Below are 21,520 nucleotides of genomic sequence, written 5' to 3'. Positions count from 1 at the left end.
ATGTCTTGTGAAAGTCGCAATTAACTACCTGTAATATCACCATAGAAATTTAATCTGCTATAGTACGGAAGGATCTTGATCAGTCAGGCATTTTACCAATTACCGTGATACAGCAATTTTTAGTCAACATCAATATCGGGATTAGAGCTCTTGGCACTACCTACTATCCCTCTAACGAATTCATCCAATGTACTATCTTTATCCAACGTGCTATTTTCTTCAGTGACGACTTTCGCACTATTATTTTTCCAGTTGGATATTACTTCTGGATCATCACTTTTCGGAGTAGGGTTGGCATCAAATAGCTTAATCACATCGGAATATCCAAAAGCTTCACCAATCACAATTGCATACTGCTTTTCTAATCCCGGAATAATACTCAAGAGATTTTGATTATTTGTACTTAATATTTTATTAATAACATCGAAATCTTTCTTATTTGTAATCCTATGTACTATAAAGGAATTACATTGTGATACTACTGTTTGTGACAATTCAGACGGTCTTTGACTAGAAATAATTAAACTTATACCAAATTTACGTCCTTCTCTTGCCAGTCGCTCTATGTAATAATTACCTAGTTTGTATTCTTCAGCATCATCCTCATTAATATATCGATGTGCTTCTTCGAAAAGGATAAGAACATGATTCTTATGTTCTTTATCTCTGTTCTTGGTTGACCACTCATAAATAAGCTTACTGAATAAAAACATAACAATATCTAACTCATCTTTATTAAAGTCGGCTTGAATTAAAATAACCTCGTCTTCACTTTGCAATATTTCTTCAACTGTATTTTGATCAGTTTCTATTATTGTAATTAAATCTTCATCTTCAATTAGCCGTTCTATTCTGTTAATCATGGTTGCATTCCATCCGTACCATTGCGAAAAACTAAAGGTCTTATTTCTCTCATTATCCGCCCCTTTTTCCGCTTGAGCCATTAAGTATTTCCTTATTTCGGTGGGAACATCAGATAAGTTAAACTTTTTGACATCCTTATTTTTTTCTCTTAACTGCTTAATGGATGCCTTAAGAACAGGAGCTTGTACGCCTTGACTCGCACCCAAAAACTTATAATATTCTGAGAAATTGAGGTGATAATGGGGCAATTTAAGTTCTTGCTTAGTGATAATCTTTACTTTGAATTCTTCGCTCGCAAAAGCCCGATCATATTCACTATTAGAATCGAAAATAATAATTTTGGGATTTATCTCACTTTTAGAACCATCGGAGTTATTATAAATTCTGCGTTTAATCCCTTGAATAACTGAAGCAAGTGTGCACGTCTTACCTGTGCCGGTGTTACCAAATACCCCCAGATGTTTCCCGAATAAAATGTCTGGATTAGCTGAAATATAAATATTTGGGTCATTAAAACTTCTACCCACCTCTATTCTCCACTTTGAACCAATATCCAAAACCGATTTTTGTATTCTTTCATTCACAGCATAAACTTCACTACCGATAATAGGAAAATGGTTTATTCCAGAATCGAATTTTTTTAAATAATCATCGTGTATACCTATCAAATCAGCTTCTATTAAAAAGCGGTCCGATGCATTAATCCTGAATCCGTGATACAAAGTTTATAAAAACCGAGATATTTAAAGGAAAATGCATCTCTGAAGTCGAAAATTAAAGATAATCGCTTATTATCTACTTTCACCAACGAGGTGCTGAATATGAAGATCCAATTCACCCAATCTAAGGAAATCCTCTTAACAACGCATGCAGGCTTGGCTGCGGTCGGTGCGCTGCTTTCCCATACACAGTTGTCTCAGCGTCTTAATCGCTCAGCCGTTAAAGGAATGGAGAATCCGATCCACGGGAACGGCGAAGTCATGAAAAGCTATCTTGGTCTGCTCTGCCAAGGTAAAAGCGATTTCGACCACATCGAGCCTTTTCGCAAAGATACGGTGTTTCAAACATGCCTGGGTATTCGCAAAGTGCCTTCAAGCCCTACGCTCCGTCAGCGACTGGATGCCGCTGCACAAACAATAGATGCCAATTGGAATGACATTCTGTTGCAGGAATCTGCCGACCTCATCCGAAACCTCAATGCCCCGGTAACTGGACTTGACGCAGGCGAGCATACGGTCATACCGCTGGACATTGACGTTTCGCCGTTCGATAACTCCGGCACGAAAAAAGAAGGTGTCTCCCTCACGTACAAAGGAACATTTGGATATGCCCCCATCTTTGCCTATTTGGGCCGAGAAGGGTATGGCGTAAATCTTCAATTGCGTGAAGGTAGTACACACAGCCAGAAAGATGGTGCTGATTTCCTTCGGGAAACGATTCATTACGCTCGTCGCATTACAAGTGATCGTCTACTCGTCCGTATGGATTCTGCTCACGATAGTCTTGAAAACTTGCAAGTTTGCCACGCGGAGAAAGATGTTGACTACATCATTAAAGTCAATCTTCGCGGCGCTTCCAAAGAAAGCTGGCTGCGAGTAGCCGAAGACAAAGGGATATCTTGTGAGCAACGCCCTGGGAAGACCACCTACATCGGCGCGATTACATTTCCACAGAAAGACTTCGATTGTAACCTGCGTCAAGTGTTCCAAGTCATCGTGCGTACGATCGATCGGGATGGGCAGGTGCTCATGTTTCCAGATGTGGAAGTGAACGTTTACTGGACATCTCTGACTTGCTCGCCATGGCGTGTCATTGAGCTTTATCGCGATCATGGCACAAGCGAGCAATTTCATAGTGAGCTTAAGACCGATCTAGATTTGGAGCGATTGCCGGCAGGCAAGTTCGATACGAATGAGCTAGTCCTGCACGCTGGCGTATTCGCCTATAACCTGCTTCGCATCATGGGACAAGAAAGCTTACGTCAAGATGATGCACCGATTCGTGGAGGCGTCGGGCGCCGTCGTATCCGAACTGTCATTCAGAACATCATCTACATCGCAGCTAGAGTCAGCCGCCATGCCCGACAAACGTCCTTCAATTTCGGCCGTTACAGTCCATGGTTCCAAACCGTTCGTCGAATCTACCAGGCATTTGCCTGATTATTGTGAATGAAACGCAAGCACAGCCACCAGTCGCCTCCCCCCTGTAAAAAAGGAGGTTTATTTCGCATGCCTTGCTTCCTGTGAAAAGCGCTTCTTGTTTGAATCCGAAGATGGGAATGTTGTAAGATACACAATCTTCTACGCCTGTTTTCCAAAATACGGACTGCCTAGGAGGTAGGGGACCTAAGCTGTCACGGATTCAGGTTAATGAAAATAGAATTTTGGTCAAACATATTTCTATCAAATATCTTTGTTATTCTTCCTACAACCTTTTTCCCACTGGGTAGAACAGAAAATAATAATTTATTTATAGATACAGCAAAATCTCCACTTCCCATAAATAACGAAATCTTATTTGCAATGTCTTTCTCTGTAATTTCAATTAGGACATGGATTCCTTCTATTTTGACGATCTTACCAATTACTTTGTCATTATTTAGCATGAGAGTGATCGCCCTTTAGATTCTTATAGGTATTGAACAATACGGCGTCAAAGTTTGTATCATCAGCATAAGGGATAAGAAACTTTACTATATACTCAAAATTGCCTAGTATATTTCCAGAAAAAATAATTATTCTTGAATCCTCCCTGCTTCTTTCAAATAATCGCTTCTGGTACTCCGATATATGCGGGCTATTTTCATCAAGATAAGAAAAAACTATCATATTAAAACTGGGATTTGTGAGTGCGTTCGTTATAATGTCATTGACATGTTCGTCTAGGAAACTATAGCCCATAATTAGTAAAGTTGAGCTGGGCTTATTGACAAACTCAATAAATTGCCTAAACATCTCACTGTAGGGAAGATCCAACGAGTGTTTCTTCTTACTCTGAACAGGATAAATTATGCATTCAGGTAGAATGGTTTTCATTTCTCCGTTTTCCGCAAAATCATACTGCTGTTCTGTAATTCCATAGGGAGGCTTTGAATCATCAAACCTCCAAGATAACGATCCATGAAGCTTGAACAAATTCATGCTTTTTGTTTGAGCTTTGATTCCATCGGGACTATTGATGTGGAAGTCTTGATGGAAAATAGACGGCATAAATACTCTATAGTGGAAACCCGAAAAGCCATTATTTAGAGATATCCCCATCTCTTCAGCACTTTTCTCGATTAACAAGTCATAATTCAATGTAAACAGATTAACTCTTTTCAACTTAATGCTTCTAGCAAGTAATCTTTTCAAGAACAATTTATGTAAATGGTTTTTTCGATAATCAATCGTATTAACAAACTCTTCAATGAAACTATTTTTATATTGAATAATAAAATCATCAATCCAATTGCTAGAGAGTTCTTTTTTTAAGACATTAGCACAATACATCTTAATTTCGTATAATCTATCCAAAGCTACTTCAGGTTTTTCATCAACTAATCTCTGGATAATATCTGTGATTTGAGGCTCATCTTGAAACTGTGCATTACGTAAAAGTGTTTTGCACTTTGACTCATCTGTTTGATTAATCGCTTTTGAGCCAGCATATATAGAACAACCGTTGCTCATTAATACATGTAAGTTTTCACTCAAAAGATACTTTGATAAAATTTCACTTCTAATAACTTCAGTTTTTTTAATAAGTAATTGTTCAAGCGCTTCTAATCCAATTTGTTTAATAGTCGGATACTTACTCTGAATCTTCTCCCATTTATTATTAAGGAGTTCAGAATAATTCTCTGCAAAATCCTTTATGAATTCATCACCATCGATCGCCATTTCATCATTTATTTCAAATAATTTATACACTTCTTCTTTTGGAAAAATAATATTATTTTCCGTTTGGTTATGGATATATCTCAAGATAACCCCTCCGCAATCGATTACGCAAAGCGACATAATTCTGTTGTATACTTTATGAAACGATTTTCCTTTAGGACTATTCTACCATACACTTGGACAAATTTGTAATCATATACATTGTCAAAAGATTAATAAGCGTGTTCATAACATATGTCATTTTGTATTGAACTAAGCGGCGATTTGCCTTCTCTCTTTGCTTCCTGACTAACTCGGGATCATTTCAAATCAGATTCCAGATCTATTGACATTTGTTTGATTCCTCTCATGCTTCTATTATTTATGGCCTACATTTGCCACATTTCTTGAATTCATATCGCTGATATTTTGTCTAGGACCATGATGACGCAACATCCAAGAGTAAGAAATCATACCATCCACCATCGCCTCTGATTTCTCGAATTCCTTTTAGGTTCGTTTCTTCTTGAAGAACATGGCCGCAAGTAGGTTTATGGGCTGTACATAACTTGTCGGGGATATGAACGTTTACCCAAATCAATGTTTTACCCTCCTGAGGAAATAATAATTTTAATTTGTAAATCGCTTTGTTCTCCAAACCACGAATACCCGGTGTCCATTCTTCACTTTCCGCGGTTGTTTGAAGCATGTCCTCTACCATCTGCAATTTAGCATCCATCGCATCGATATAATGAAGAGCTACAGCTTCTGGTAGTTGCGGCTGAACAGGACTTCCCCATTCACCCAGATTATGATGAGACAGAATCAAATGCTGCAACGCCAAAATGACATTCGACTCTAGATTGATGCCTAGTTTGATTGAAGCTTCTGTAACCCAATTGGACGCCATGCTGATGTGTCCGATCAACTTGCCCTGGTTGCTGTAATCAAGTACCATACCGAACTCCGATATCATTTCAACCGGTTTGGCAATGTCGTGCAAAATGATACCTGCTTTTATCAAATCTGGATTGATAAACGGTCGTTGCCCGCAAATAAAGTCACCTATTTCAAGCATTCGAACAATGTGATAAGCCAACCCTCCGTGATATGCATGATGGTGATATTTAGCTGCGGGAGAGGATTGCATTTTATCTTCAACTTTCTCAAAACAATAAGTAACAATGGCGCGAATATCCTCGTTTGTTATACTGTTTATGGCCTGATGGATGACTGGGAGAAGCTCCTCAGCGCTTACAGGAGCAGAACGGATGAAATCTGTAATGGACACCCCGTCCCGCTCCACAGCTTTTCTTATTCGATTCACTTTCACTTGTAATTTGTCACGATATACTTGGACCATGCCCTGTACTTTGACCAGACACATTGGAAAGAATGTCTCTATGTCCGTCTTACTCGCGTCCCAATACTTTGCAGAGATTGCACCGCTGGAATCGGCAAGCACGAGATCCAAATAATCTTTAGGTATTGAACTACTGGTCTGCTTTGCTTCTACTTCTTTGATCAAATAAAATCCGACGAATTCTTCACCATCTCTTAAGTTTCTGATTAATGAAGTCACGATTTCACCTCTACTTCCTCCGAGTCCAATTCCACCTCTTCATCAAACTCAGCATCGTAATCATAATCGTCCTCATTACCGGTTATGTATTTCGATAAGGAGCTCAGGACACGCATTGTATATGGTAAAATGGTGTGCTTATCGTAAGTCAATCCTAATCGTCTTAAATGATCCGCCAAAAGTGCAAGCTCATCCGATTCCTCTTCATTCTTTGCTCCCATTGGAATGTATTCTACAGCCCGTTGTTGAAGCAATAATTTGGACGGGGATGAAAACTTGGTTGCCTCGATTAAAATTCCTTTCCATGCACTTGGTCTTCCGCCCACACCATAATAAACACCAATAGGATCTTTAAATACCCCTGAAGCTTTGTTAAATCTGTTCATTTCATCATCGATAATGATCCGATATTGAGGAATGTCATCCGTCGCGTTAATACGGATGAACCTTAATCGTGTCTCATTGGCCAAACGCTCATTAAGATAAGGAACACGATCGCATTGTATTTTTGAATTACCGATAGCCCCCAACCAACCGTGTCTTAATGTAGCGTTGATAAGCACAATGACTTGCCCCGAACCCCGTTCTAGTTCACTGTGAATCTCAGCTGTAATAAATGCTTTAAACACTTCGCTGCTTTTATTTTCTCTTCGAGGATTATCAAGAAATTTAGATTCATCCATTTTCAGTGCCGCTTCAGACAAAGTCATCCACCTATCATTACCTAATAGCTTAACACTGAGATCCGTGCCGTCTAATCTTGATATGGCGGGCAGATATTTTCTTCCAGCTTTTATGACAGATATAGATAACAACGTTCCAGACGCATTGATCTTATTGACGTTATCACTAAATAGACCATAATCGTTGAAGAGGTCTAAGACAGCATTAATAATACGAGACAAATCTCCTGTCTCATCATCTGTTAGTGGGTGAATAAATTGTGAGAGTCGTCCTGTTCTTTTCAGCCCTTCCCGAATCGCCTTCTTGGGGTCAGCACCGTCTCTCCATTTATCCTTTTCCTCTATTTCTACGAGCGCCAATACCGGATAGCCATATTGTTCAGCTCGGGAAAGCTGTTTCACGATTTGATTTATACGTTTGTCCTGGGCAGTCGAGTTATCCTTATAACTATCAATCTCTAACTCCGAAGTAATACTCTCTGGGTTACAGTGGACAAGTTCAACAATGACCTCTTTATCCGAATTTAATCTAAAGACGGAGTCAGAAATCTCCTCAAGAATAGTTACGTTCTCAATTGACTTTTGCGCTGTAGATAGTTCCTTTTTTACTGCTTCAAACATCTCTGGAGAACTATAAATTTCGATAGTTAATCTCTCTTCCTTAGGAACAACGATTGGAAAGCGATTGTCATTCATACCTCTAAGAGAAATATCAGGCATAAGTTGAAGTTCTCTTGAACCATAATCCGTTAAGAACTCTTTGGCCAACTTATACAAACCGCTTTTCTCAGGAAGGCCGATTCCCGCTCTCACACTATTTCCAGCAAATAGATTGTTGTTCACGACATAAGCCGTGATTTCTCCATCCCCATCGGAATAGACTTTGGGATTCACAAGCAACGAATCTGCCTCGAAAGACTCCCCATTCAGCACATCCCAATACAATTCGTCTAATGCGCTCTCCCATGATGTATATGAAGAGTTGCGAGGACGTCTTTCAAATTTCAATTGGGAAAATGAACGATCTAAGCTCGTAACATATGGATTTTGAACAGATACCAAAACCGAACAGGAATGCCCAGACCTCATGTAGCACTTGCCTTCTTTGATTTGTACATCGCTCAAATACCTTCTTGTCCCCAAGGAAACCGTTAGTATGGCTCGATCAGCATCTCCCCCACGAGTCTTCAATGCAAATCGAATGACATAAGAAAATGGATCATGACGATGAGATTTTCGAATCGGATTAGAAATGCATTCGTGTTTATCATTAAAGATAACATGATAGAATTTCAGCTCTTCACGTAGCTCATTACCTAAATCAAGAAACTTTGATTCCTGGCAGAACTTGACTGCTGCCATGCCGGGAACCCACTGGTAGTTATCAACGAATTCGTGAACATCACCAAACGTAGAAGAAACCCAAACAAGCTCCGAATCTCTTACGTCTTGCGGTAAATCAAGAATGGAGTAATCCTTTAGATGCGCTAGCCATCCAAACGTCAAATGTTTTATATACGATGAATGAATAGGTTTTGTGGAAACCAGCCAAGGCTGATCATCGAGCAGTACTTTGTTGTTAGAACATACGCTTACGATTTCAGGGAAAATACTTTTAAGTTTCTTTCCTAGAGGTTCTACTTTAAATGCAAGCTTAAAGCGGTCTGTACGCTCTCTATTAAAGAAGTTTCTCCAGCTCTCCGGCATTTTCATATAATAGATAGTTTCGTTATAAAACAGTGTTTCATCAATCTCCAATGCAAACAGTTCCATCTTCTTCATCGCCATATCCCTCCCGAATGATATTATTTATTCCGTAGATAAATGGTCCGTACAAACTCAAGAACAAAGGATCCCTTTTGTGCTTCTGCATAATCGCTGCCCAACTATCCAGCATGGACATCCCTTCTGGTTTACCAGCAGGCTTTGCATTGAACTTTGAATCGCAGAAAAATACTCTGGCATTTTTACCGCCGCGCAGCAATCGTCCAATCATTTGCCAAATCGGGATAAACGTATACCACGCCATAACTTCTCTTTCAGAATCGTTAAGAATCGACCAGTAGTCAGGCTTTTTATACATTGCTTCAAACTTACCACTGCTTATTTGGCGTAATTTAGAAACAGCTTTTTCGTAATGAATCCCTTGTCCTGTTATTCTTTGCAAATAATGAGGCAAGTAGGAGTGGAGCGCTTGAACCAAATAATTCATGTCATTAGGAATAGGATAAGGACGAACAAGGAAAAAGACTGATCCAAACAACGACTCTCCGTTTTGATCCAAGATATTGTAACCTCTACCTACAGAGAGAAGCGGTACAATCAATACTTCAGCCTTTTCTTTGCGAAATGACTCTATCATTGTTCTAGGGAAATGATCCGGTTCATGACTTCGTTCCCTTGATAGAACTTTATACCGACCTACCCAGCTCTGGTCACTGCGAAAAGCCCTGGCGACTGTGGCAACATCATCATACGAATTCACCACTAAGAGTGCCCTTCGCGGATTCCCTCTATTACTCCAAAATTTCAATTCATAAAGAATATCAGATTTGAGTTTTTGGATCATCTCATACAAATTACTGCTTCTGACCTCATCATCGCCTATCCCCGAGATTTCCAGAAATTTTTCATGTCGAGCGTCAAGTATGGGTTTGAATGTCATTTGAACTTCTGGAGATATTCGATCTGCTTTGAGCAACCATTTGGATCCCGTGTTCAAATGATAATGCGCGGATTCGGGTGCATGGCTTGTGCCTGATAGAAAGATAACTGCCGGCCCTTGTTTCTGATCAGAATCTTCATATACACAATGCCAGTCATGCAACAATAATCTGCCTACCCCTGTATATTCGATTAATTTAAATGCTCCTGTCGTTTCCCCATCCTTCAAATCATATTTATATCCGATCATCGTGCCCGTCATGGCCTCTTTCATGAATGCTTGATAATCTTTCTGCATAGTGAATAACGGAGAAAAATCTGCTGTCATTCCTAGCTTGGCTTGAATCATAGTAAAGGAAGTCAGAATGAACTTTATACATTCTTCCGCTCGGCATAAATAAATAAAAAACTCCAATTGCGCATAAAATAAATCTCTGTTTACACGCGGCCGAATTGTTCCTTTAAGCAGTTTCTCTGTAATCTGAGTCAGCAGCTTCTGCTTTTCATCATGATTTTCTTTTTCTACTAACTCATCAACAATGCTAGATAACATGGAATCTTGATAAGGCTCATTTGCATAATCCAATAAATGTTTACGGATTTTCTTTTGCGATTCATCGTCGAAAGAGATCTTCTCGCTTAATGAATCGGCTAGCGCCGCCACTCTAATCAGATTACGACTGATATTTTTACGCAACATTAGAGAACGATCTAGCTTTTTATATATACTCCAGATCATATGATCCAATTGGCGAAGCTTATCTTTCCACTCCGTAACTACAGGATCACCTGCTAAATGATACTGTCCATTCGTTAATTGATTGGATTCGTTAGACAGCCGTTCGAAAATATCCTCAACGCTTCCAAAGACATTATATTCCGATAAGAACGTCTCATCGAATTGCTTTTGGACTTCATCCGCTTCGTCAACGTATACAACATCCATTAGATCGTACATCGCTTCATAGATCGTCCTCTCTAACGGGTCAATCATCGCTGGAATTCTTGTTTTGAGTACACTTGCAGACGTAGCCACCCAAACATCTGCTTCTGCAAGTCGGGAGAAATCACGGTAAACTCCACATTGATCCGCTAATGGACATTTCACAGACTTATTTTCTTGTTTTAGCTGAGTACACGGATAACTACTATTTCGTTCGTAATCTTCAGACAACGCTTTAATAACACATAAGTCCGACAAATGCTTTAGATCTTGAAATTCGTTGTTCGTCCAATCACTAAGCTCGATAATCCCGCCGGCATTTGCAAATAAATAATTCTCTTGATGCGTCTTTCTTGATGACTTACCAATGATCGGAACAGCACGAATGCCTAACTCGCGAAGAGTTTTGATACGCTCTACTACTTGGGAAACGCTGCCTTCAATAAAGCCGACTCTGGCTCCCTCCCGCTTCACGAGACGATACGTCTCCATGAGCATGAAAGTAGATTTACCTGCCCCCAGTGCTCCGCCAATTTGCTGGTTTCCTTTGTAGACAAATTCTGTATCCCAATCTATTGACTCGAGTACAACTGAAGCTGCCCTGTTCTCCCAAGCAGAAGATTTGCCAGTTATCTCATCCATTTCTTTGCCCAACAATAGCCCATTGAATGGCAATTCTAAACGAAGCCTCATCTTCTCACGATAAGAGGGTAATAAACGCTTTTCTTTTACTATTAAAGCTTCCGGGATGTTACCATTAAAACTTTGAATAAATCCTCCTCTTACAATTCTGGAGTATTCGAATTTTCCCTGCGTTGCGAAAGGAGTTGTATCGATTTGTCTGGGAATCGGTCTATTAAGTATCTGCTGGTAATCGTTCATTCTATTTGTCAGAAAACGTGGACCCAGTTGCTTAGTCCGTCCCTGATCATCGATATCAAACAATCGAAACTTCATATCAATAGCTCGATAGGCTTCAATTCGTCTGGCCAATATCTTTTTATTCCTTAACTCAGGAAATAAAATTCTAAGTCGAACTACGATATCTTTATGTTCGATGTACTTTAAAATCGGTTCATCATAACCGACCAATAACGACCAGCCTTGATCAATATGAAGCATCGGGTCAATCAAATGACAGCCTGTCACAAATAGCTCCAGGCTTAATATTGTTGATATGTCGGCTTTGGGTAGTTCTAGAGAGAAAAACTCTTTGTTTATTTCTTCAGTTAAATCCCAATAGGTTTTCCTCACCAGAGCACCTTCTTCAACGTTTTTTCCAATTCATTCTCCATAATGATCTTTATGAGTTGCCGTCTGTCTTCTTTTAAAAGTGTTGAGGCTCTCATACCGTAAGATGGATATAGATCATTTCGATATTTGGGAACAACAATGTACACCTGTTGACCATACTTCTCCAAATACGATAATGATTTTTGATTAAAGAAATTCGCCAGCGTTCTTGGATCCTTGAAATCTTTTACATCCAATAACATCTTACTTTCAATGTCATTATGTGAAATTGCAAGATCATACTCATCAATATGAGGATATAATTCTACGCCGTACCCTTTCTGTCTTAACCATTCGGCAATTTTCATTTCTGAAATCCCTGGTAACAGCACATACCTCTGTATACCGGGAAGCATCCGAAATACTCGTTCATCTTTATAGTTGAACAAATCGAATTTCTCGAAATCAGCTAATGAACGACAGATATTTTCTTTATTGCAGCTCCATCGATCATGCTTATATGTTAATGTCCATCCACAATGCGGGCATTTACGATAGTTATCTATCTGTAGAGTTACCTCTTCATAACACTGACGAACTAATGCGCTTAATTCGCGGTCACGAATGGACTCAGCAAATTGCGCGAGTTGAAGCGCAGACAATACTGCATTCTGAGTCCTGGACAATAATGTGCGTATATGAGTATATTCCTCTTGCAAATTCCGGTTTTCATCTCTGCAAAATTGCAAAATAGCCAGCATATTCTTCTGCTGCGCTTCATCAGGGGATATATAAGTAGTAATGAAATCCTCTGCTTCAGGAGTTATCCCAATAAACTCTTCAATAAGAGCGGATTCGCCAGGATAATATTCAATAAGTCCTTGAATTCCCCATTCAGAAGATGGTTTATGCAAAATATGAAGAAGCCGGTGCAAATCCGTAGGAATCTCAGCCCCTGACCTTCCGGCTTCTTGTATAAACATAAGCATACCCCTGTGAAGCTCCGCTGGGACATGATCATAATTTTTTGTCCATTGTTGTAATCCGGTGATAAGGTAATAAAGCATATCTTGTAATCTATTCAATGGAACACGCTCCTTGAAAGTACTTAACCATCATTATGACACAACAATTTGACCTCTACTTGTCACCGAATGTTTGTTCCTATAAAAAAACGAACCTCAAAATAATTGAAGTCCGCCATGATGTAGTTTCTTTCATAATATCCCACGTATTATACCACGCTTGAAATGATGAAATACCTCAGAAGGATACATGTTTAATACGCTCATGAGTACAGTGCAGAAGCCTTCAAGAATAGCGGGGCCTTCACTGTTAAATTTAAACTCAATGCCCCTTTCTTGTAAATAAGTTATCAGCCTATCGAAATCGTCCTGATATTCCGGATATAGCGGATAAGCTCGTTCGTGGATATGCTGTATAAGATCCCATGCTCCTAGCTTGAAAAACTTCGGCTGCCGCTCTTCAATATCAGACAGGTTGCCATACGCAGTTTCAAAAAACCAGATCAATAAACTTTTGGCTGTATCGAAGTTTACTCCACCCCGGTTGCGCCAATGGGGCTCCAAAAACTTGCTCTATCTCATCTTGCAACTCGTCTAAGAGCGGGAATCGCGATGCGTATCCAAGACTTTCAATTAGCCCAGTATAATACCATTGCTGGCTCTCACGTCCCCGTTTGAATCGCTTCCATGTCTCTTCGCCATACTGCCCCAAATCCCGTCTGATTGAGCGGATATTGTGCAGCTTATCTGCGCAAGTCACCTGACGAATGGCCAGATTCGACGTTTTAAGAGCCTCCAGCGTGTGCTGTTTTCTCTCCTCCCAAGTGGCTCCTTTGTCGGGTTCAGAGCAACCCATGACAATTTCAAAAACAACGGAGCCAAACAGTTCAAGCAATTGTTCATCGGTCGTCTCGGTATCCTCAAGCGTATCATGCAGAATCCCGGCAGCTACGACTTCTTCCTTACAACCCGCTTTCAGCAAAATCATTCCTACCGCATACGGATGACTGATATATGGAATTTCTGTTCCTTTGCGCGTCTGATTTCGATGTGCATAGGCGGCAAATTCGATCGCTTTTTCAATGAGTGAATTACAACTCAATCCATGTTTATCTTCGACATCGGCCATCCTAACTGACTCCTCTCCGCTTCAAATCAGTGCCTCTACGGATTCGCTCATGATATTCGTTAACTTTTTCGCTAATTCCTTATTCCATATGCCCGGCTTTAATGTATATACCCCCATGCGATGCTTCTTCCTATAGTCGTCTCCGAACAGAATCGAATTTTCCTTACCGTCCGCAGGCGTAATAATATAAACCTCTTCTACCGCCCTGCTGCCATCAGTTGATCGCACGATTCCATCCCGATACTTATGCATTTCTCCTAGCGCCATCGGTAGATTGCGATCGACGCGATACTTTGGATCAAAAATAAACAATTGCCCTTTGACCTCAAGAACGATATCCGGGATCATATCATGCGTATACGTGACGAAATCGAGCGTTGACGGTTTGAACCTTCGTTGATAAGCAAGAGTGGCGCCGCCAACCAGCCTAATTCGGCTCTCTTTTTTCTCGGACAAATTCAAGACTAGACCATCCTGCTCAAGGGTAAAGAGATCGGAAGAATCGAGCAATGAGCCGTTTTCCCGCAGTATCTTGACCAGTTGCATGAAGACCCATATTTCATAAAGATGATACGTGTCTTTCAAAGGAATCGAGTTTTGAAATCCGATCGAGTACTCATTAAATTGATAGAGCTGCTGAAACCAAGAAAACCAATTCCGATAGATCGGATGTTTGCGAAACACTTGTGATACGACGACCGGGCCAGCGTGAGGCTGTAGCTGCTGCAGAAAAGAAGAGCGCAGCCACCCGTTCACACGATCAAGATAATAACCCGCTTTGGATCGTATCGCATCCATGGATACGCTCTGGTACTCACGCAGAAGATGCTGTAGCTCGAGCAGTTGCCGAAGCAACACTCGGTTCTCATATACGCTGTACGTGTCCTCGCGCACACCAGACCATACGAGCTCGGGAACGGGAATTATTCGACTCATTCCGTTGCCTGGATGTCGTTCCGACCAAGCAAGTAGCGCCGGCGTCACATGCTTCACGTTTTCTCTGCGAATCCATTGATCAGTCGTGGTCAGCCTGCGAAGCGGTCTGGCTTGAATGTCTCGAAACCATTGCTGCAGCCGATAAAAGGAACGATCGACATAATCCCACTGCGCCAATGAGGTTTTTCGAGCGAAACCTTTGTTATCGAACTTCAGAAAAGCTCCGCAATGTTGAAAACAAGCCGCCGCTTCCGCAAGAATATCCGCTATCATTTGCGTGTAGTCTGCTTCGGTTATTTTCCGCTTGTCTGGAAACAAGTACGTCTCATGGGTTATTCGTTCAGCTTGTTCAATTGTGAAAGTCAGCAAGCCAGACTGGAAAGGCGCCGTCCATTCGCCTTCCCAGCCTGTTACCGTTCGCACCATCGAGATCGGCATACCAAGCGCAAAAAATTGGAATGGCTCGCGGTACGACGTTCTCCAGCGATAGACTCGCGCTTCCTCAAATCGCATTTTATCAATCGGAGTCCATATCCCCGTGTCCGAGCAGTAGAATTCAGGATTATCTCCAGAACTGGGTAGCGCCATACCGATCCAGTTCTCCTTTCATGCGCAGCAAATGATAGAGCGATTCCGATCCGTCGCCGAATAACGCGGCTGTCCAATCGATCAAGTCGGTGAGCAAAGCATCAATTCGCTCATCCCCGCGAATCTTGGGCAGCACTTTCTCGGCAATCACGCGATCGATTGCTTCCTTCTTCTCCATGCGAATATCCGAATCTAGTTCCTCGTTGGCGTACAGCTTGCGGAGCATCTCATTCATCGTCCGGTAACCGAAATGAAGCTCATACCGGCTTAGCTTTACATGAAGTGCCTGAAGCATTTTCCATTCTTCCTGCAAGGCGACCTTATACTTTGACTCCGCTGCTTTCCAGAACTGATCCAGATCGACATCCGACAAGGTCATGACGAAGGCTCTGTCCAACACCTTATCCGAGATGCTATGCGTGGTCTCATCCACGTTGATCGTGCCTATAACATACAGGTTGTGAGGGATCTGGAGCTCCTGCGGAACATCTGTAATATGGCTTTCCGTATGCAGACGAATCGGCTGTCTCGATTCAATCGCACTTAAGTAGTCACTCAAATAGTATTCGACGCGGGCCAGATTCATCTCGTCCAGCACAATGAACATCGGCTTTCCTTCCTGGATAGCTTGAAGCACGGCGTTCAGGAAGGGCGTCCGAACATATCTTTTTTCCAGAGCGCTGTAATAACCGAATAATGACGTAGAATCGGTCCAATCCGGCCGAACCGGAATGACTTTCAAATACGGATTCATCGAGTCGTACGTTTTGCCATACACAGCATTTGCATAGAGCAAGCAAAGTCTTGTTTTCCCCGTACCGGATATCCCGTTCAGGATGACAAAATGCTTATCCTCCAGGCTCGTCAGGTTCAAATGGAAGTCCCGAACAATGGCGTCCGGGTAGGTGAAGGGACTCTCGCGAACATTGGACAGGATGGCGCTCAGGTTAAAATCGTGCTGAAATACCTCTTCATTCGGATCATCATTATTATTTTCAAGTCCATTGTCTGGCTCAGGTATAGATTCGATATTATCTTTCGGAAAAAATACTTTCCCGCTACAATCTGCTAATAGTGCCCCTGCGATAAACAATCGCTTCTTCACGTCAGCAATTGGCTCGACGAAATTTATGGAGTCATTGTCCCATGTTCCTACATAAAACGAAGATCCACTGACTTGAAACCCATGCTGAGTTAACACTTCCATTGCTTTTGACTGAAGTGCTTTGTTCATATCAGCTGAGTTCTCTTTGCCGCGGGAATAAAAGCTTTTTGAAATCGACCACTCTACTTTTCCAGAACCATGTAAAGCTCGAAGATTCGAATAAATTTGACCTCGACCATCAATTTTAACGCCAATAACTTCGTTAGGTTCTCTTAAAAAGCTATACAATGCTATTTTGGCTAGCAACTGTCCTTTATCCAATATACTGTACATTTGACGACGGTCATTTGCCTTAACCTCCTGTAACTCATCAAACTTAACCGTATAGTTTTTGCCATAAAGCGTAATCGAGAAATCATTCTGATGCTTATTAAATAACTCCAAAATTTGCAGTGATAACGCATGACTGGATGCTTCTTTGCGTACAAAAACACGGAGTGGCTCTAGTTTGATCCAAGTATTCCAAACTAAATTAACAAGTTCTTCTCTACCAGGAATTTGATCAAAATCTATAAATGTACCAAAGTATAACCATGGTTTTCTCTTCTCGTCGACACATTTTTGAAGGTAGGGAAGCAATTCGATTTTTGAAAGAAAGGGGGTGTCTTTATCGCTGACTTGAATATGTACATCGTCTGATATAGACTCTATGACCTCCGTTAATTCTTTGGTATTTCCCTGCGTTCTGATGGCCTCCCAGAATGGATAAAAGTTACTGGAAAGAACAATTTTCATCCTCTTTTCTAACCCGTTTATTTCCAGAGACAATACCCCATATTCGGTTTGAAAATACTTTTTGTCAATGATTTCAACAAACGCCTTCTTACCAATATCCGAATCTTGCTTCTTATTCGAATATTTCGGATTCCGAGCATCGTGCATCGTAGTACGGAGAGTAGCTTCATATGTATGGACATGGTAATCGAGCAATTCCGGGGCGGCATTCGCATATTTGTTTTTAAACTCGTCCATAAGCTGACGAAGTACAGGCTGTACTTCATCCAGCACACGTTGACATCGCAGTGATGTTTCGGGAATACTTAAGGCTTCTTCAATTTGGGTAATATTCATGGTTGCCTCCAGGTCGTCTCCGCTTTAGTATTGCGACATTTATTTCCAGTACAAGTCCGGATGGTTAATCTTGATCTCATGAAGCTCATTTAATTTCTCGAGGAAAAATTTTTGGATTTCGTTGATGTGATCCTCATGATGATGAAATTCGACTAAACTACGGTCACAGGAAATCCCTTGCCATTCTGCGTCAGTGTTTAAATCGAAAGTTTCCCAGCCCGAATGTTTAGCAATAAAGTTCTGCATGGCTGCCACAACGCTAGGAACGTCTGAGCATCGTCGTGGACAGAATTCGTAAACAACGGAAACCATGGGATAATCTCCATCTGTTAAATAAAAACCTACAGCCACCTCGGTGGCTCGCCCTTCTTGTTCACTAGCCTTAACGTATCGTTCCAGATACTTTAGCTGGTTATAACGGTTATATTGCTGAAGTGCCCTACCGAAATGTTCTGTCATCACACCGTCTACAATCCCATCCATGCACTCGTCCATCATGCGCTGCAGCCGATTCATGTTTTGAATAGCATACACGTCAACAGGTGTGAACTGCCGATTATCTTCCAATCCGATCTCCTCCATATAATCCAAAACTTTGGACGCGTAGCTATTCTCCAATTCCAACTGCTTGATCCACTTGAAAATGTGAAACCACCGCAGCTGCCTGAAAACTACGTTTTTGTGATTCGCTAATACGAGCGAAGCATCCTTTTCATCAGAATACTGGGTTAAATAAATCAGATAGCATTTTGTTCCTTGACTAGTGAGTACGCTGAGTTGATCCGCATATCTCGACAACTGATCCGTTCCTTCCGGAGATCCTAACTTGCTTTCGATGAACAATACATATGGTTTCTGTCCTTCATAAAATCGTATCGCCATATCCGGTCGGCTATCCATCTGATGATGGGGCAAAGCCGGAAACATCACCTGTGTTTGAATGGATGAATGCTTCACTTCCTGCACCGGTATTTCTAATACATTCTCAAGAAAATCAATCATCGTCTCCTGATCACAAAGAAGTTCGGCGAACACTTCAGTTAAGAAGTCCTCGTGAGGATGACTATTACTGTTATTCAACACCCGAAATAGTCGGGAAAATACACTCTTCATCATACGCTCCTTCTCATAATATTCCACGATCCAGGTTTCTCTTGAAATGCAGATACACTTCGGACGGATACATATTGAGCAACTGCTTTAGAGATATCCGAAAGATTTTCGTAAATGGTTGATTACCAATAAGGCCCCAGCCTTGTGCAGCGGCTCATTCTGTTTTTCACAATGAAATAACTGAATGCACGATGGACAGCCGTCTGAACAACCACAGCTGCTAATGATCTGTCGAGCTTTTTCCAAGAGAACCCCGAACTTTTCAGCGACGACCTCGACTATACCCGAACCGCCTCCTGCTTGGCTATCGTAGAAGAACATCCCGGGCATTCCAAACAAGGCTGAGCCAGAATAAAAAGAAGTATGCTGAAAATCAGCCATACTGCACCTTACAACAGCCGGTATAGCCGAAGCTATGGCATGTTCAACGGCATGAAGACTTCCTTCAACCAAAGTCTCCAAGTCAATGGATTCGCGATTCTGCACATCCTCGAGCAGACCTCTAAGTTCATTCCTTCCTTGGTGATCCCACATCAACCAAAACGCCTCGGTTTGAAAACTGACAGGATATGTGTTTGTTAATTGCACGGTTTCGGGAGGCGTTGCGCCGTGATTGTAGATTTTTTTGTAGCCAAATGTACTTCGTTTTACGATGATGTTTCCAAGATTGGATTTGATCGCCGCGTCACTTATCAAAGGATTGGTTATATCATGGATTTCAATGCTATCACGAACAATTCCGCGAGTATGGTAATCCGTTCTTACTGGCTCTACAACCACTTTGCGTTGCCTGTTATTGACCCACTTGACCTTATAAAAGGTACGATTGTCAGGTCCCAGAAATACGGCATCTACGTGATAATCTCGAATCAAGGAACGTCCGTCCACACTTTGAAATAGGATGTCCTCATTCCACCCGTTCTTGGTTACAACCGTATAGGTATCGCCCATAGTGAACAAAGTTTGATACCGGGGTGTTTCTCCTTGATAGTGTAGTTTCCCTTCAATCTGCTGCCACTGGTCGCTTGCTTCCGCAACCACCTTGCGAAGCGCCGAAGAGCGAACATAATTCATAGCATTCGTCAACGTCCCTCCCAGTTCGTGGGCTGCGTATGCGAGATGCTCCTTTAATAGCTTGGGATTCGTTGTATTGATCGCCGCAGATTCAGGCGAAAGCGTAAAGAATTCTTCAGGGTTGCGGGCAAAGTATTGCTGCAATGGCTCTTCCTGAACCATCATAATCACCACACCGTCTCTGCTGCGCCCCACACGGCCAGCCTGCTGCCAAAAGGAGGCCTGAGAACCTGGATACCCCAACAATATACATACATCCAGACACTTCACATCAATTCCAACCTCTAGAGCGCTCGTTGTTACCACTCCAAGGATCTCACCTTGCTCGAGTTTCTGTATAGTTTGTTCCTTAACTTCTTGTGTCAGATAAGCATGATACGGTAGAAAAAGTTCATGTGATTCTTCTGCCGAAAGCCCGCCATGGTCATGAAGATGGCTGCGCAATATCATGTTTAATTCACGACTTAAAAGCTGGGCTTGCTGGCGGTTGCTTGTGAAAATGATACTTCTTGGCCATCTTCCATCCTTGTAGATCGTGCGCAGAATTTCATAGAGATCCGAAACAACAGCCCTTTTCTTCTGCTCATCGTCTGATAAGCCAGGATTCCACATCAAAATCGCTTTCTTCTTTACTGGCGCTTGTACACCCGAGATTTCATGAAATCCTTTCAGTCCACGCATTCCTGTTAATTCTTCAGCTAGATACTTTGGATTAGCAATGGTAGCCGAGCAGGCAATAAACTGGACGTTTTTATTCCCCAACCTGTCACATAACATTCTTAATCTGCGAAGGACCAAAGAAACCTTTGAACCTAACAAGCCTGAGTATTGATGAAGCTCATCAATAACAACAAACCGAAGATTTTGCAGAAAGCGCAACAGCCCAGGGCCTTTCCCCTTAGGTGAACTTGCACCTTGAAGAATTAAGTGCAGATAGTGAACGTTGGTCAGCCAATAGCGCCCCTCAGAGAACACGAAGCTAGACGCCTGATCTTTTCTCATATGCTCTGGAACGTTCCGTTGTCCATGAAGAAGTCCAACAGATATTTGTTGTCCATTCACAGTGAATCGCGAAAATCCATTAAGCGAAATTTCATTTCCCTGCTCTTCTATATCATCGGCCCATTCTTTCAAATGGGTAAACTGATCTTCGACCAATGCTTTGAACGGAGCCAAATATAGCGCACACGCATCCGGATCAGATACCATTTTTTCCATGATGGGAACATTGTAGGCCAATGATTTTCCCGATGCGGTTTTCGTACAGAGAACGACATTTCTTCCTTCACGGATGTTCTGTATAGCTTCTCCTTGATGCTCATATAGCTTTTCTATTCCCAGAGATTGCAGCTTCCGTTCCAGCCAACTGGGCATATAGATTTGGCCAGCATAAGCGCCTTGATTGGCGTCAATTTGATGCACATGCACTTCGCTTCGGACACGAGTTCCTACTTCAAGCAAGTTCTGGACGAGCATATCACTATCAAATGCTTGTTGAACGGGAAGTCTTCGGTCTGAGATCATTTCCATTTCTTCCGGTGTTAACATCCCGTCCAAGATCAAGCATCCATCATGCGCACAATAAACGCC

At 41.7% G+C, this 21,520-nt stretch carries 12 protein-coding genes and 1 pseudogene; 1 reads left to right on the top strand and 12 read right to left on the bottom strand.

The window, feature by feature from the left end; all coding sequences use genetic code 11:
• Positions 1–119: 119 nt before the first annotated feature.
• Positions 120–1,586, bottom strand: a complete 1,467-nt coding sequence (locus tag AB1S56_RS06055) for an ATP-binding protein (RefSeq protein WP_340873725.1) — start codon at positions 1,584–1,586, stop codon at positions 120–122.
• A gap of 99 nt (positions 1,587–1,685) precedes the next feature.
• Here AB1S56_RS06055 and AB1S56_RS06050 point away from each other — a divergent pair, with 99 nt between their 5' ends.
• Positions 1,686–3,023 carry an IS1380 family transposase gene (locus tag AB1S56_RS06050; RefSeq protein ID WP_340873812.1) on the top strand — a complete coding sequence of 446 codons (1,338 nt, stop codon included), beginning with the start codon at positions 1,686–1,688 and terminating at the stop codon, positions 3,021–3,023.
• 194 nt (positions 3,024–3,217) lie between these two features.
• Here AB1S56_RS06050 and AB1S56_RS06045 read toward each other — a convergent pair whose 3' ends face one another.
• From AB1S56_RS06045 to AB1S56_RS05995, 11 genes and pseudogenes are all read right to left on the bottom strand, one after another.
• Positions 3,218–3,469 (bottom strand): hypothetical protein, encoded by a 252-nt coding sequence (locus AB1S56_RS06045; protein WP_340871181.1) that lies wholly within the window; start codon positions 3,467–3,469, stop codon positions 3,218–3,220.
• A complete protein-coding gene (locus AB1S56_RS06040; RefSeq protein ID WP_340871180.1) occupies positions 3,459–4,829 on the bottom strand; it encodes an SIR2 family protein in 1,371 nt (456 codons plus the stop codon). Before AB1S56_RS06040 ends, AB1S56_RS06045 begins: the two co-directional genes overlap by 11 nt.
• A 520-nt stretch (positions 4,830–5,349) precedes the next feature.
• Positions 5,350–6,306: pseudogene (locus AB1S56_RS06035) on the bottom strand (3'-5' exoribonuclease YhaM family protein); the annotation flags it as partial.
• Positions 6,303–8,771 (bottom strand): DUF3962 domain-containing protein, encoded by a 2,469-nt coding sequence (locus AB1S56_RS06030; RefSeq protein ID WP_340871179.1) that lies wholly within the window; start codon positions 8,769–8,771, stop codon positions 6,303–6,305. The gene AB1S56_RS06030 and the pseudogene AB1S56_RS06035, both read right to left, overlap by 4 nt.
• Positions 8,737–11,850, bottom strand: coding sequence for a hypothetical protein (locus AB1S56_RS06025; RefSeq protein WP_340871178.1), 3,114 nt, complete (start codon positions 11,848–11,850; stop codon positions 8,737–8,739). The genes AB1S56_RS06030 and AB1S56_RS06025 overlap by 35 nt, the downstream gene beginning before the upstream one ends.
• A complete protein-coding gene (locus tag AB1S56_RS06020; RefSeq protein ID WP_340871177.1) occupies positions 11,847–12,914 on the bottom strand; it encodes a hypothetical protein in 1,068 nt (355 codons plus the stop codon). Before AB1S56_RS06020 ends, AB1S56_RS06025 begins: the two co-directional genes overlap by 4 nt.
• 430 nt (positions 12,915–13,344) lie before the next feature.
• Complete coding sequence (locus AB1S56_RS06015) at positions 13,345–13,983, bottom strand: HD domain-containing protein (protein WP_340871176.1); 639 nt, start codon at positions 13,981–13,983, stop codon at positions 13,345–13,347.
• A gap of 21 nt (positions 13,984–14,004) precedes the next feature.
• Positions 14,005–15,345 carry a DUF2357 domain-containing protein gene (locus tag AB1S56_RS06010; RefSeq protein ID WP_340871186.1) on the bottom strand — a complete coding sequence of 447 codons (1,341 nt, stop codon included), beginning with the start codon at positions 15,343–15,345 and terminating at the stop codon, positions 14,005–14,007.
• A 136-nt stretch (positions 15,346–15,481) separates the two neighbouring features.
• The gene (locus tag AB1S56_RS06005) at positions 15,482–17,743 is read right to left on the bottom strand and encodes a hypothetical protein (RefSeq protein ID WP_340871174.1); all 2,262 of its coding nucleotides are present in this window, start codon (positions 17,741–17,743) and stop codon (positions 15,482–15,484) included.
• A gap of 39 nt (positions 17,744–17,782) precedes the next feature.
• Positions 17,783–18,883 (bottom strand): PD-(D/E)XK nuclease family protein, encoded by a 1,101-nt coding sequence (locus AB1S56_RS06000; RefSeq protein WP_340871172.1) that lies wholly within the window; start codon positions 18,881–18,883, stop codon positions 17,783–17,785.
• Positions 18,884–18,943: 60 nt separating this feature from the next.
• Positions 18,944–21,478, bottom strand: a complete 2,535-nt coding sequence (locus tag AB1S56_RS05995) for a DEAD/DEAH box helicase (RefSeq protein ID WP_340871185.1) — start codon at positions 21,476–21,478, stop codon at positions 18,944–18,946.
• Positions 21,479–21,520: the final 42 nt, after the last annotated feature.

Origin of the sequence: Paenibacillus sp. PL2-23 (genome assembly GCF_040834005.1) — a bacterium.
Classification (GTDB): domain Bacteria; phylum Bacillota; class Bacilli; order Paenibacillales; family Paenibacillaceae; genus Pristimantibacillus.
This window is presented reverse-complemented; position numbering and strand designations above follow the sequence as displayed.